Origin of the sequence: Nonomuraea sp. NPDC049504, assembly GCF_040676845.1 — a bacterium.
Taxonomy (GTDB): Bacteria; Actinomycetota; Actinomycetes; order Streptosporangiales; family Streptosporangiaceae; genus Nonomuraea; species Nonomuraea salmonea.
On record NZ_JBFAPT010000023.1, the window covers coordinates 147,737 to 161,324 of the forward strand.

Sequence of the window (13,588 nt, forward strand, 5' to 3'; positions counted from 1 at the left end):
GATCTATAGAGGTCCCGACCTCTGCCCGATCTATAGGCGCTTGAACATGTTTGTTTGATTAAGCCCACAAGTGGCATATGCCGGGTTGTGTCCCCAATGACCCGTGTCGGCATCATAGGTGCCGGAAATGTCGCCGCTCGCCATGCAGATGTCCTGTCCGGCTTCCCCGATGTGACCATCGCCGGGATCGCCGACACCGATCCCCACAGGGCCGAGGCTCTGGCCTCGAAGCACGACTCCCCCGCCTATGGCGGCCACGCCGACCTGCTCAGCGCCGGCGGCTTGGACGCTGTCTACGTCTGTGTGCCTCCTTTCGCGCACGGTAACCCGGAACAGGACGTTCTGTCGTGTAATCTCCCGATTTTCGTGGAAAAGCCACTGTCTCTTGACCTCCAGACCGCAGAAAACATCGCATCCGAAATCGAACGGAGATCTCTGCCCTCAGCAGTCGGACATCACTGGCGATATCTAGACATTGTCCGACAGGCGCATGACCTGCTCGCCGGCCGCCCCGTCCACCTCGCGCTCGGCCACTGGCTGGACAAGGTGCCGCCGGTCGCCTGGTGGCTCGACCCCAGCAGGTCGGGCGGCCAGATCGTCGAGCAGGCCGTGCACGTGCTGGACCTGGCGCGGGTGCTGGTGGGCGAGGTGTCCATGGTGCACGCGGTGCCCGGCGGGACCCCCGTGGACGGCGAGATCGACCGGGCCACCTCCGCCGTGCTGCGCTTCTCCGGCGGCGCGGCCGGGCTGCTCGCCACCTCCTGCCTGCTCACCCGCAAGCACCGGGTGGGGCTGGAGGTGTGCGCCGACGGGATCGCGCTGGAGCTGAGCGAGACCCGGCTGCTCGTGGACGGGCACCGCGCCATCGAGGACGACGGGCGGGCGAAGACGCGGGTGGATCGCGAGTTCATCAACGCGGTGCAGGGCAAGGCGGCCGACGTGCGCGTACCGTACGGGGAGGCGCTGCGGACCCACCGCCTGGCGCTGGCACTCGCCCGATCCGCAGCCGAGCAGAGGCCGGTGATGCTCGATGACCAGTGAGACCCTCAGCATCGAGGCGCCTGGGGAGGTGTGCCTGGTCGAGGAGAAGCTGCCCGACCTGCCCGACGGCGGGTTCATGGTCGCCACCGCTCACAGCGGCGTCTCGGCCGGCACCGAGCTGACCTACGTCAAGGGCACCAACCCCTATCTCGGCGCGAGCTGGGACCCGGCGCTCGGGCTGTTCCTCGACGGCGCGCCGTCGGTGGCGTACCCCGTGCGCGGCATCGGCTACATGCAGGTGGGGCTGGTGGTCGAGACGCGGACGCGGGCCGTGCGCGAGGGCGCGCTGGTCGCGATGGCGTACGGGCACCGCACGGCGTACGTGGCCGACCCGATGACCGACCGCTTCGTGGAGCTGCCCGACGACCTCGACCCGCTGCTCGGCATCTACGTCGCCCACATGGGACCGATCTGCGCCAACGGCCTGCTGCACGCCGCCCATGACCTGCACGGCCCGGCGGTGCGCGACCTGGGCGACGGGGTGCGCGGCCGGCGGGTCGCGGTGGTCGGCGCCGGCGTGGTGGGGCTGCTGACGGCCTGCTTCGCGATGTACGCGGGCGCGGCCGAGGTCGTGGTGGTGGACGAGACGCCGTCCCGGCTGGAGATCGCCGCCGCGCTGGGCACCGGCACCATGGACGCCGCGCAGGACCCGGCGGTGGAGCTCAAGCGGCGCTGGCGGCACGGGCCCAACGACCGCGGCGCCGACGTCGTCTTCCAGTGCCGCGGCCAGGCCAGGGCGCTGGCGCTCGGCCTGCGCCTGCTGCGCCCCCAGGGCACGCTGATCGACCTGGCCTTCTACACCGGCGGCGCCCCCGAGGTGCGGCTCGGGGAGGAGTTCCACCACAACGGGCTCACCGTGCGCTGCGCCCAGATCGGCCGGGTGCCGCGCGGTCTCGCGCACGCCTGGGACAGGGAGCGCCTGTCGCACGAGACCATCGCGCTGCTGCGGCGGCACGGCCCGGCACTACGCCGGCACGTGGTCACCGATCTGGTCGGATTCGGCGAAGCGCCACGTCTCATGACAGAGCTCGCGGCCGGACGGCTGCAGTGCGTTCAGGCCGTACTCTGCGACGAGGTCGAGGATGAGGGCGGCTGACCAGCTGAAGTCGCGCGAGCCGTGGCCGCGCAGGCTGACCGGATCGAAATACTCACGAAAGCCCGACCTGCACACCGCGCGCCGCATGGAGTCGGCGAGGTCGGCGGCGAGGTCGGGCCGGCGGTCCTTGAGCCCGTGCCAGACCAGCCAGCCGACGTTGATCCAGCTCGGGCCGCGCCAGTAGCGGGCGGGGTCGAACTCCGCGGCGTCGATGGCGTAGCTGGGCAGCGGCAGCTCCTTGAGCCCGAACCGGTCGAGCGCGGTCCTGACCAGCGTGTCGGCCACCTCGTCCGGCAGCCCCGGCAGCACGAGCGGGGTCAGCCCGGCCGCGCTCGCGGACTCGGTCGGCTTGCCGGTGCGCACGTCGCGGGCCTGGAAGAGCGCGCCGTCCCACAGGTGCTCGGCCATGGCTCGGGTGACGGCCGCCGCCTCGCGCTCGTGCGGCTCGGGGTCGAGCCCGAGCGTCCGCGCGATGTCCGCCAGCGTCGACTCGGCCAGCCCGTACGCGGCGTTGAACAGCGGATCCTCGACCTGGAACGCGCCCGCCGCGGTGTAGCCGGACTCGCGGTAGGCCTCGGCCAGCGCGATGTAGAGCTGGTAGTCGCGGTCGGTGGGCCGCTCGTCGGCACTGACGCTCTGCAGATCCCTGCGGACGAACCCGCCGGGCGCCGCCTCGACCGCGGCCAGCGGCACGTCCCAGGCGGGGCTGTTGTCCATGCCCGACTCCCAGGGGTGCACGATCGCGATCAGCCCTTCGGGCGAGCGCCGCTGGGCCCGCAGGAACTCCTGCTGCGCCACCAGCCGGGGGTAGACGCGGTCGAGGAACCCGAGATCGGGCTCGGCGAGGTACGTCTTCCACGCGGCCAGCGCGTGCACGGGCGGCTGGACGATGCCGGAGGTGCGCACGCCCGACGGCGCCCGCGCGGCCCAGAAGGCCGGCCCGGGGAAGTAGGCGCCCTCGGCCACCTCGGGATTGAACACGATGTGCGGCACCCGGCCGTCGCTCCACTGCGCACCGAACAGGGTCAGCAACTCCGACCTGGCCCTTCGCGGCGACAGGCGGGCGTTGCCGATCGCCACGAAGGCGGAGTCCCAGCTCCACTGGTGGGGGTAGAGGCGACGGGAGGGGACCGTGTAGCTGCCGTCCCAGTTGCTCACCAGAACGCGCACGGCGTCGCGAAGGATCATAGATATTTCCTGACGAAGGCGGCGGTCTGGGGGAGGACGATCTCGGGCTCGCCGCGCAGGCGGCATTCGAGGGCGAGATAGCCGTCGTAGCCCACGGCGTCGAGGGTGGCGAGCTGGGCGCCCCAGTCGAGGTGGCCGGTGCCGGGCTGGTGTCTGTTGGACTCGCTGATCTGCATGTGGGCGAGGTAGGGGGCCGCCGCGATGAGGGCGCGGCAGGGGTCGTCCTCCTCGATGTTCATGTGGTAGGTGTCGCCGACGATCCTGATGGAGTCCATCGAGCAGTACGAGACGGCCTCGGCCAGCGTGTTGACCATGTGGTTCTCGTACCGGTTGAGAGGCTCCAGCATGATCAGCACGCCGTTGCGGTGGGCGTGCTCGCCGAGGATGCCGAGCGCCTCGGCCAGCACCTCGCGGTCCTCCTCCGGGCTGCGCGGCGGCTCGAACGGGGGCAGCCGGCGGGAGAACTGACCCCAGGAGGCGGGGGTCATGACGCCGATGCCGCCGAGCTCGCCGATCACGGTGAGCTGCGATCGGAGCTGCTGGATCGTGTCCTTGCGTTTGGCCGGGTCGAAGTCGCCGATGAAGTGGGGCATGTCCACGCAGACCGTCGGCATGACGACGCCGTCGGCCCGCGCGCGCTTGAGCTCCGTGAGCCGGCCCGCGAAGTGGAAATCGCCCTTGCCGCGAAGCTCGATGGCGTCGAAGCCGGCGTCGAGTGCGAAGGCGAACTTCTCCTGCAGGCTGCGGCCAGGCAGCAGCTGCTCCTGTACGGCGAGCTTCACTGTCACTCCTTGAATTCGAAGACGAGCTGAAGCACCTCGGACTGGTGCTTGTCGAGCAGGTCGAAGGCTTCAGGGGCCCGGTCGACGGGCACGACGTGGCTGATGAGAGCGCGCGCGTCGACCTCGCCGCGGTGCACGAGCTCCATGAACGTGCGCTGCAGCCGCTCGACGTCCCAGCGGTGCGCCAGCCACGAGGCGACGCCACCGATCTGCGAGGAGACGAGCTGGACCTGGTTGTGGTGGAACTCCTCGCCGAGCCGCAGGCCGACGCCGTCGCCCTGGTAGAACCCGGCGGCGACCACCCGGCCGCCCCTGCGCACGGTCCTGATCGCCTCGTGCAGGCCGGCGTTGCTGCCGCTCAGCTCGATGACGCCGTCGGCGCCCTCGACGCGCTTGCGCATGAACTCGGCCACCGAGCCCGAGGCGATGTCGAAGGTCTCGGCGGCGCCGAAGCGCCTGGCCAGCTCCAGCCGGTCGGCGATGGCGTCGGCGGCGACCACGCGGGCGCCGCTGAGCACGGCCATCCGGGTGGCGAGCAGCCCGATGACGCCCTGGCCGAAGACGGCGATCTGGTCACCGAGGTGCACGTCGGCGGCGTGCACGGCGTTGAGCGCGATGGCGCCCACACGGGCGAAGACACCGGTCAGCGGGTCGGCGCCGGGCGGCAGCACGTGGCCCTCCAGCTTGGCGGCCGGGACGACCGCCTCGGCGCGGTGACCCCAGATGCCCCAGACCAGGCTGCCGAGCGGCGGGTCGGCCACGTCGGGCGCGGCCTCGATGACCTCGCCGACCTCCTGGTAGCCCCACCCGGCCAGCGGGTAGGCATGCGTCTGGCCCTCGACGAAGAGCCGGCGCTCGGTGTCCCATCTGCGATTGAGGTACGGATTGGTGCCGCGGTAGGCGGTGAGTTCGGTGCCCGCTGAGACTCCTGAATAGAGAGTGCGTACGCGCACTGTGCCCGGGACGAGATCGGCGGGCGACTCCAGGCCGACGCGGACATGGCCTGGCTCTTCGAAGGTGATGACGCGCATTCTCCACACTTACGCTTAATGATCAAACAGAAGTCAAAGATTTAGTGATTCTTGGTACGCAGTAGTGGCGTTCGTAACACGCTTAAGTCTACGACTTCTGTCGGAGGTGACTGATGAAATTGGGGTTTCTGACAGCGTGTCTTCCGGAAAGCGACCTTACCGACATTGCCCGGTGGGCCGCGAACCAGGGCTACGAGGCTCTCGAAGTCGCGGGTTGGCCGGCTCCGGATGACCGAAATCACATCAAGGTAGATTGTTTCGACGAGGCAGAAAACGCCCGAGTCCGGCGAATCTTCACGGAGACCGGACTGACGCTTTCCTCGATCGCCTATTACGAGAACAATCTTCACCCTGAGCAAGGACCGCAGGTGAACGCGCACGTGATGCGCTGCGTGGACGCCGCCGCCGCGCTCGGCTGCCCGACGGTCGGCACGTTCATCGGCCGCGACCCGGGGCTGCCGGTCCGCGACAACCTCAAGCGCGCCGAGGACGTCTTCGGCCCGCTCGTCGAGTACGCCACCGCCCGCGGGGTCGAGCTGGTCATCGAGAACTGCGTGATGAAGAGCTGGCACCCCGACGGCTATCCCGGCAACCTCGCCTACTCCCCCGAGCTGTGGGAGTGGATGTTCACGCTCGGGCTCAAGCTCAACTACGACCCGTCCCACCTGGTGGCGCTCGGCATCGACCCGGTGGCCGCGCTCCGGCCGTACATCTCGAACGTCGCGCACGTGCAGGCCAAGGACACCCAGATCCTGCCCGGCGCGATCGACCGGCACGGCTTCTACGGCCCGATCAGCGGCGAGAAGGGCTGGTACCGCTTCCGCGTGCCGGGGCTCGGCCAGGTGGACTGGACGCGGGTGATCGACACGCTGTACGAGGGCGGCTACGACGGGGTGGTCTCCGTCGAGCACGAGGACCCGGTGTGGAGCGGAAGCACGGAGAGGGTACGGACCGGTCTCGGTATCGCCTACCGCACGTTGCGCCATCTCGTGCAGGGGTAAGTGCGGCGTATCCCCAATCGGAGGAGCGTGCCATGCCGACGAAGGTAACCGCCGTCCTCTCCGTCGCCCTGCTGGCCGCCGTCTCGCTGGCGGCCTGCGGCGACGACGGTGGCGAGCAGTCAGCGAACAACGAGATCACGGTCTGGACCGAGGAGAACCTCGAGGACCGGATGGCCGTGCAGAACGCGATCGTCACCGAGTTCACCCAGAAGACCGGGATCAAGGTGAAGCTGGTCGGCGTGGCCGAGGACCAGTTCAGCCAGACCATCACGGCCGCGGCGGCGGCCGACGACCTGCCCGACGTGATCGGGGCGCTGCCGCTGTCGGCCGTCCGCGAGCTGGAGGCCAACGACCTGCTCGACACCGAGACGCCGGGGAAGATCGTCGACGGGCTCGGCCGCGACACGTTCTCGCCGCGCGCTCTGGAGCTCGACAGCTCGGGCGGGACGCTGCTCGCGGTGCCCAGCGACGGATGGGCACAGCTGATCCTCTACCGCAAGGACCTGTTCGACAAGGCCGGGCTGCGCCCGCCGGACACGTACGAGGCGCTGCAGGAGGCCGCCACCAAGCTCAACACCGGCGGCGTCGCCGGCATCACGCTCGCCATCGCGCCGAAGGACTCCTTCACCGCGCAGAGCTTCGAGCACATCGCCCAGGCCAACGGCTGCCAGCTCGTGGACGGCTCGGGCAACGTCACACTGGACTCGCCGCAGTGCGTCAAGGCGTTCGAGTTCTACGCGAACCTGGCCAAGAACCTGTCCGTCAAGGGCAAGCAGGACGTCGACTCGACCAGGGCCACCTACTTCTCGGGCAAGGCGGCCATGACGATCTGGTCGTCGTTCATCCTCGACGAGCTGGCCGGGCTGCGTAAGGACGCGCTGCCGAGCTGCGCGCAGTGCCGCGAGAACCCCGAGTGGCTGGCCGGGAACACCGGTGTGGTCACCGCGCTCAAGGGCCCTGACGGCGCCGCGCCCGCCCAGTACGGCGAGATCGTCTCCTGGGTGATCACCCGCGACGCCGCCAAGGACCCGGCCAGCACATTCGTGTCGTACATGATGAACGAGGGCTACGAGCGCTGGATCGGGATGGCGCCCGAGGGCAAGTTCCCGACCCGCAAGGGCTTCGAGGCGAAGTGGGACGCGCTGCCCGCCGGCGTCGACACCAAGAAGCCGCTCGCCGACGTCTACCCCGCCGACGTGCTCGACGCGCTGCGCAAGAGCCCCGACACCTTCGCCCGCTGGGGCATCCCGCAGGGCCAGGGCAAGCTGGTCGGCGCCACGATGGGCGAGCTGCCCGTGCCCAAGGCGCTCAGCATGGTCGTGGACGGGTCGCTGACCCCGCAGGCCGCCGCCGCGCAGGCCAAGGCAGACGTCGAGAGCATCAAGCGCGGGATCAGGCAGTGACCGCCACCGGCACGGGGGAGCCGCGCACACCGGCCGGCTCCCCGCCCCGCCGGCGGCGCATGGGCACGCTGCGGCAGCAGGAGGGCCGCGCCGGGCTCGTGCTCATCTCGCCGACGCTGATCATCACGCTGGTCGTGGTGGTGCTGCCGCTGCTGTGGGCGATCATGCTGGCGTTCCAGGACGCGCGGCTGATCAACATCAGGCGGGTGGGCGTCTTCGGGCACTACACGCTGGAGAACTTCACGTACGTGATCTCCGAGCCCGGCTTCTGGTCGTCGCTGGTCAACACGCTCGTCTACACCGTCGCGGGGACGGCGCTGTCGATCGCGATCGGGCTGGTGACCGCGCTCGCGCTGCGCGACAGGTTCAAGGGCCGCACGCTGGTCAGGGCCTCGATCCTGATCCCGTACGTGGCCCCGGTGGTGGCCGTGGCGTTCCTGTGGGAGACGATGCTCAACCCGCAGTACGGCATCGTCAACACCTGGCTGGACGAGCCGATCGCGTTCCTCACCCAGGCCAAGGGCGAGATCCTCGGCGTGCAGGTGCCGGTCGCGCTGCTCACCGTGATCGCGTTCGAGGCGTGGCGGTACTTCCCGTTCGCGTTCCTGTTCATCCTGGCCCGGCTGCAGGCGCTGCCAAAAGAGCTGGACGAGGCCGCCGTGGTGGACGGCGCCACGCCCACCCAGCGCTTCCGCTACGTGATCATGCCGCAGCTGTGGCGCATCATCGCGCTGCTGTCGGTGCTGCGCTTCGTCTTCACCTTCACCAAGTTCGACGACGTCTACCTGCTGACCGGCGGCGGCGCCGGCACGGAGGTGGTCAGCGTGCGCGTCTACAACTTCCTGACCTCGCGCGACGACATCGGGGCGGCCGCCGCCCAGGCGATCGTGCTGGCCGTCTTCCTGGTCGTCTTCCTGGCGATCTACCTCAGGTTCTTCGCGGGAGGCGAGCGTGAGCAGGGATAGGTTCGAGCGGGGCCTGTTCAGGGTCCTCAGGCCGCTGGTGATCGCGTTCCTCTTCCTGATCACCGCGTTCCCGTTCCTCTACATGGTGATGCTGTCCGTACGCGACATCCAGGAGCTCATCCTCGACCCAGGCTCGCTGTGGCCGTCGGCGTTCACCCTCGACACGTACGTGAACGTGCTGACCAGGCAGGGCTTCCTGACCTTCCTCAGGAACAGCGCGATCATCGCGGTCGCGTCGGTGGCGGTGACGCTGCTGATCTCGATCCCGGGCGCGTACGCGGTGGCCAGACTGCGCTTCTTCGGCCGCCGCCAGGTGCACTTCCTCTTCCTCGCGGTGTACCTGTTCCCGGCGATCGTGCTGGCCATCCCCCTGTTCGTGCTGTTCACCATGATCGGCCTGCGCGGATCTCTTGTGGGCCTGATCCTCGTCTATATCGCGCAGACGGTGCCGGTCACGGTATACATGCTCCGCAACTACTTCGAGACCGTGCCGCAAAGCGTGGAGGAAGCGGCCGCGATCGACGGGTGCACGAGGTTGTCGACCATCTGGCGGGTGGTGCTGCCGCTCTCCAAACCCGCCCTGATGGCCACCGGCCTCTACGCGTTCATGATCGCGTGGAACGAGTTCCTGTTCGCCCTGCTCTTCCTCGTGGAACGGCGGGAGAGCTGGACGGTGTCCCTGGGGCTCTCGCAGCTCGCGGGGAGCATCGAGATTCCGACGACGGTCCTGATGGCAGGGTCGGTGGTGCTCACGCTGCCCATCGTGATCGTGTTCTTCGCCAGTGAGCGACTGCTGACGGAGGGCCTCACCGCAGGAGCGGAGAAGGGATAGACCCCATGCTGACGGCAGGGCAGATCCTCCAGCTCATCCGCCATGGCTCCTGCCGTACCCGTAAAGAGCTCATCGAGCACACCGGCCTGTCCCGCTCGACCATCACCGAGCGGGTCGACCGGCTGATCGCCGCCGGATACATCCACGAGTCCGGCGTCGGCGCGTCCGGGGGCGGGCGGCCGCCCTCGGTGCTCGACGTGCACGCCGCCAGGCGGCTGATCCTGGTGGCCGACCTGGGCGCCGCCCACGCCAGGGTGGCGCTCACCGACCTCGCCGCCCGCTCCATGGCGGAAGAGCGCACCGAGATGCGCATCGAGCTGGGCCCCGACGCGGTGCTCTCGTGGGTGCGCGAGGCGTTCCAGCGCATGCTGGACCGGGCCGGGCGGCCCGCCGCCGACGTGTGCGGCATCGGGCTCGACGTGCCCGGCTCGGTCGATCACGTCACCGGGCACGTCATCAGGTCGTTCCTCATGCCCGGCTGGGACGACCATCCCGTGCGCGAGGCCATCAGGGCGTCCTACGACGTGCCCATCCTGGTCGAGAACGACGCCAACGCGATGGCGCTCGGCGAGTGGTGGTCGTCGTGGCGCGGCACCGACTCGCTCGTCCTGGTCAAGGTCTCCACCGGCATCGGCACCGGCATCGTGCTCGACGGGCAGGTCTACCGCGGCGTCGAGGACGCGGCGGGCAACATCGGCCACGTACGCCTGCGCGAGACCGACGACCGGGTCTGCACCTGCGGCTCGCGCGGCTGCGTGGCCTCGCTGGCGAGCGGCCACGCGCTGGCCTCCGACCTCGGCGTGTCCTCCAGCCGCGAGGTCGTCAGGCTCGTGCAGAGCGGCGACGCCGCCGCCATCGCCAAGGTGCAGGAGGCGGGGCGCACGCTCGGCGTCGTCCTCGCCACCGCGGTCAGCCTGCTCAACCCCGGCGTGCTGGTGCTGGCCGGCGACATGGCGCGCACCAGGGAGCACTACCTGACCGGCATCAGGGAGACCGTCTACCGGCGCAGCCTGCCGTACACGACCCGCAACCTCGAGATCGTCACCAGCTCGCTCGGCGACCGGGCCGGCATCGTGGGCATGGCGGTGATCGTCATGGAGCGCGTGCTGTCGGCGGCCGCCGTCGACACCGCGCTGGCCGAGGCCAGGCGCGACAAGGTCAGCTGAGCGCCCGGCGCAGCTCGCCGGCCGCTTCCGCCAGCGAAGGGCCGTACCACGTGAGCAGCCGGCCGCTGACGAGCACGCAGCGCAGGCCGGGGAACGCCTCGGGGCCGTCGGTCGCGCTGAAGGCGTAGGGCTCGTCAGGCAGCACCACGAGGTCGGGGCGGCGGCCGGCCAGCTCGTCGAGCGGGATCTTGGGGTAGCGCTCGGGGTGGCCGGCGTACAGGTTGTCGACGCCGAGGCGCCTGAGCACGTCGCCGGTGAAGGTGTCGCGGCCCACGACCATCCAGGGCCGCCGCCAGATCGGGATGATCGCCGTACGCCTCGGGCCCTCCCACGGCGTGCTCCACGCCGCGCGGGCCTCGGCCAGCCACCCAGGCGGGTCCGTACGGCAGGCGTGCGTGAACATCCGCTCCAGCGACGCGAACGCCTCCTCCAGCGTCGCGATCCTGGTCACCCAGACGGCGACGCCTGACCTGCGCAGCGCCTCGATGTCGGACGGGCGGTTCTCCTCGGCGTTGGCGAGCACCACGTCGGGCCGCAGCCGCAGGATCGCGCCGAGGTCGGGGTTCTTGGTGCCGCGCACCCTCGCCACGTCGAGATCGGCCGGATGCGAGCACCACTTCGTGGCCCCGACCAGCGCGTGCGGCACGGTGGCCGCCACCGACTCGGTCAGCGACGGCACCAGCGACACGATCCGCCGCACCTCGCCGGGAATCTTTACGGTCGTCCCGGTGTCATCCACATTGACAGCCTAGATCGACGGCTCGATGATCTCTTTTGTCGGCGCCGGGCCGTAGACTCCAGGCAAAGATCGTTACCTCGATGATCGGGAGAAGACGGTTGGAGCAGGAGTCACTCGGTTTCGACCCCAACACCCCCAGCGTGGCCCGGCTCTACGACTACTACCTCGGCGGGAAGGACCACTTCCCCGCCGATCGCGAGGCGGCCGAGCAGATCCTGAAGGTCGCCCCCGAGCTGCGGGCCGCCGCCAGGGCCAATCGCGCCTTCCTGGGCCGCGCGGTGCGTCACCTGGCCGAGACCGGCATCACGCAGTTCCTCGACATCGGCACCGGGCTGCCCACCCAGGGCAACGTGCACGAGGTGGCCAAGAAGGTCGTGCCCGACGCCAAGGTGGTCTACGTCGACCGCGACCCCGTGGTGCTGGTGCACGCCAGGGCGCTGCTGGCCGACCAGGGCGGCGACACCACCGTGATCGAGGCCGACGTGCGCGACCCCGCGGCCATCCTCGCCCATCCCGAGGTGACGCGGACCATCGACTTCAGCAAGCCCGTGGGGCTGCTGCTGGTCGCGATCCTGCACTTCATCACCGAGGCCGAGCGGCCCGACGAGATTCTCGCCACCCTGCGCGACGCGCTCGCGCCCGGCAGCTACCTCGTGCTGTCCCACGGCACCAGCGACGCCAGGGCCGCCGCCGTCGATCGCGGCACCCAGGTCTACCAGAGCGCCAGCGCCCCGCTCACGCTGCGCGGCAGAGAGCGCGTCCGCGAGCTGTTCGAAGGGTTCACGCTCATCGACCCCGGGCTGGTGTGGCTGCCCGAGTGGCGGCCCGAGCAGGCCGACGTCATCGACTTCGTCGACGACCCCGCCTCCTCGCTCATCCTGTGCGGCGTCGGCAGGAAGGGCTGAGCCATGCGCGTCGGGCTGGCCGTCCCGCAGTACGGCAGGTTCGCCTCGCTCGCCAGCGTGCTGGAGGTGGCGCGGGCGGCCGAGAAGATGGGCTTCCACAGCCTGTGGGCCGGTGACCGGCTGCTGACCCCGCTGCGGCCGAAGGACCGCTACCCCGGCGGCGACGGCTCCATCCCCGAGGCCCACCGGGTCTTCCTCGACCCGTTCGCGGTGCTGTCGGTCGCCGCGTCCGTCACCACGTCCGTACGCCTCGGCACCAGCGCACTCAACGCCTGCTGGTACGCCCCCGCCGTGCTGGCCCGCTCGCTCACCACCATCGACCACCTCAGCGGCGGCCGGCTCGACGCGGGCCTCGGGCTCGGCTGGTCGTCCGACGAATACACCGCCGCCGGTGTGCCGTGGCAGGACCGGGCCCGGCGCTACGACGCCACGCTCGACGCGCTCGAGGCCATCTGGACCACCGACCCCGTCTCGTTCGAGCACGAGCTGTGGACGATCCCGCCCAGCCACATCGAGCCCAAGCCGGCCCGACGGCCGCCGCTCTACCTCGCGGGTTTCGCCGAGCCCGCGCTGCGCCGCATCGGTCGGCGTGGCGACGGCTGGCTGACGGCCACGCTGCCCATCCCCATGCTGACGGCGATGTGGCAGACCGTCTGCCGGGCCGCGGAAGAGGCCGGGCGCGACCCCGGCGCGCTGCGCATGATCCTGCGCGCCAACCCGATCGTCACCGGCGACGGCCGGCCGCCGAGGAGCGGCACCGTCGCCGAGATCAGCGCCTACCTCGCCGAGGCGGTGGAGGCCGGGGCGCACGAGCTGATCCTCGACCTCCAGCACACCGCCACCGACGACCGCCACCTGCTCGACCTCGCCGCGTCCTTCCAGGACGAGCTGACCGCCCGCCTCGGCTGACCGCTTACTTGAGGGCCGCGAGGGCGGCGTCGTAGTCGGGCTCCTGGGTGATCTCCGGCACCAGCTGCGAGTAGACGACCTTGTTGTCGCCGTCGAGCACGACCACCGCGCGGGCGGCGAGCCCGGCCAGCGGGCCCGACTCCTGCGCCACGCCGTAGTCGGCGAGGAACTCGCGGCCGCGCATCATCGACAGCGTGGTGACGTTCTCCAGGCCCTCGGCGCCGCAGAAGCGGCCCTGCGCGAAGGGCAGGTCGGCCGAGATGCAGAGCACGGCCACATCGGGGTGCTCACCGGCGATCTCGTTGAAGCGGCGCACCGAGGCGGCGCACACGCCGGTGTCGAGGCTCGGGAAGATGTTGAGCACCTTGGTCTTCTGGCCGAAGTCGTCGAGCGTGCGCTCGGCGAGGTCGCTGCCCACCAGCCGGAACGCGGGAGCGGTGTCGCCGGCCTTGGGGAAGGTGCCGGCGACGGTGATGGGGTTGCCCTTGAACGTGACGTCGGACATGAAAAGCCTCCTGATGACGATGGTC

At 70.2% G+C, this 13,588-nt stretch carries 13 protein-coding genes; 9 read left to right on the forward strand and 4 right to left on the reverse strand.

Translation table 11 applies throughout. The annotated features are described in order from the left end of the window. The first annotated feature begins 96 nt into the window (after positions 1-96). Together AB0K28_RS36475 and AB0K28_RS36480 are read left to right on the forward strand one after the other, a co-directional pair. Complete coding sequence (locus tag AB0K28_RS36475; RefSeq protein ID WP_364378939.1) at positions 97-1,041, forward strand: Gfo/Idh/MocA family oxidoreductase; 945 nt, start codon at positions 97-99, stop codon at positions 1,039-1,041. Further along, positions 1,031-2,137 carry a zinc-binding dehydrogenase gene (locus tag AB0K28_RS36480; protein ID WP_364378942.1) on the forward strand — a complete coding sequence of 369 codons (1,107 nt, stop codon included), beginning with the start codon at positions 1,031-1,033 and terminating at the stop codon, positions 2,135-2,137. Before AB0K28_RS36475 ends, AB0K28_RS36480 begins: the two co-directional genes overlap by 11 nt. A gap of 1,184 nt (positions 2,138-3,321) precedes the next feature. Here AB0K28_RS36480 and AB0K28_RS36485 read toward each other — a convergent pair. Together AB0K28_RS36485 and AB0K28_RS36490 are read right to left on the reverse strand one after the other, a co-directional pair. Beyond that, the gene (locus AB0K28_RS36485; RefSeq protein ID WP_364378945.1) at positions 3,322-4,107 is read right to left on the reverse strand and encodes a sugar phosphate isomerase/epimerase family protein; all 786 of its coding nucleotides are present in this window, start codon (positions 4,105-4,107) and stop codon (positions 3,322-3,324) included. 2 nt (positions 4,108-4,109) lie between these two features. Continuing rightward, the gene (locus tag AB0K28_RS36490; RefSeq protein ID WP_345397415.1) at positions 4,110-5,138 is read right to left on the reverse strand and encodes a zinc-binding alcohol dehydrogenase; all 1,029 of its coding nucleotides are present in this window, start codon (positions 5,136-5,138) and stop codon (positions 4,110-4,112) included. 113 nt (positions 5,139-5,251) lie between these two features. Here AB0K28_RS36490 and AB0K28_RS36495 point away from each other — a divergent pair, with 113 nt between their 5' ends. Genes AB0K28_RS36495 through AB0K28_RS36515 form a run of 5 tightly spaced genes read left to right on the forward strand, consistent with a single transcriptional unit; the run spans position 5,252 to position 10,505 of the window. Then, positions 5,252-6,139 carry a sugar phosphate isomerase/epimerase family protein gene (locus AB0K28_RS36495; RefSeq protein ID WP_345397412.1) on the forward strand — a complete coding sequence of 296 codons (888 nt, stop codon included), beginning with the start codon at positions 5,252-5,254 and terminating at the stop codon, positions 6,137-6,139. A 32-nt stretch (positions 6,140-6,171) separates the two neighbouring features. Continuing rightward, positions 6,172-7,542, forward strand: coding sequence for an extracellular solute-binding protein (locus AB0K28_RS36500; protein ID WP_345397409.1), 1,371 nt, complete (start codon positions 6,172-6,174; stop codon positions 7,540-7,542). After that, positions 7,539-8,507 carry a sugar ABC transporter permease gene (locus tag AB0K28_RS36505; protein WP_345397405.1) on the forward strand — a complete coding sequence of 323 codons (969 nt, stop codon included), beginning with the start codon at positions 7,539-7,541 and terminating at the stop codon, positions 8,505-8,507. The genes AB0K28_RS36500 and AB0K28_RS36505 overlap by 4 nt, the downstream gene beginning before the upstream one ends. Beyond that, complete coding sequence (locus tag AB0K28_RS36510; RefSeq protein ID WP_364378950.1) at positions 8,494-9,339, forward strand: carbohydrate ABC transporter permease; 846 nt, start codon at positions 8,494-8,496, stop codon at positions 9,337-9,339. The genes AB0K28_RS36505 and AB0K28_RS36510 overlap by 14 nt, the downstream gene beginning before the upstream one ends. A gap of 5 nt (positions 9,340-9,344) precedes the next feature. Beyond that, on the forward strand, positions 9,345-10,505 hold the full coding sequence (locus tag AB0K28_RS36515; protein ID WP_345397396.1) for an ROK family transcriptional regulator: 1,161 nt from the start codon (positions 9,345-9,347) through the stop codon (positions 10,503-10,505). Here the strand turns inward: AB0K28_RS36515 and AB0K28_RS36520 are convergent. Then, positions 10,498-11,244 carry a helical backbone metal receptor gene (locus AB0K28_RS36520; RefSeq protein ID WP_364378953.1) on the reverse strand — a complete coding sequence of 249 codons (747 nt, stop codon included), beginning with the start codon at positions 11,242-11,244 and terminating at the stop codon, positions 10,498-10,500. The genes AB0K28_RS36515 and AB0K28_RS36520 overlap by 8 nt on opposite strands. A gap of 80 nt (positions 11,245-11,324) precedes the next feature. On the opposite strand from AB0K28_RS36520, the gene AB0K28_RS36525 reads away from it, so the two are divergent. Both AB0K28_RS36525 and AB0K28_RS36530 read left to right on the forward strand, forming a co-directional pair. Further along, positions 11,325-12,149: an SAM-dependent methyltransferase gene (locus AB0K28_RS36525; RefSeq protein WP_364378956.1), complete on the forward strand. Its 825-nt coding sequence runs from the start codon at positions 11,325-11,327 to the stop codon at positions 12,147-12,149. A 3-nt stretch (positions 12,150-12,152) separates the two neighbouring features. Beyond that, on the forward strand, positions 12,153-13,058 hold the full coding sequence (locus AB0K28_RS36530; RefSeq protein ID WP_364378959.1) for a TIGR03619 family F420-dependent LLM class oxidoreductase: 906 nt from the start codon (positions 12,153-12,155) through the stop codon (positions 13,056-13,058). Between the two features lie 4 nt (positions 13,059-13,062). Here AB0K28_RS36530 and tpx read toward each other — a convergent pair whose 3' ends face one another. Next, the gene (gene tpx / locus AB0K28_RS36535; protein ID WP_345397384.1) at positions 13,063-13,563 is read right to left on the reverse strand and encodes a thiol peroxidase; all 501 of its coding nucleotides are present in this window, start codon (positions 13,561-13,563) and stop codon (positions 13,063-13,065) included. Between the last annotated feature and the right edge of the window lie 25 nt (positions 13,564-13,588).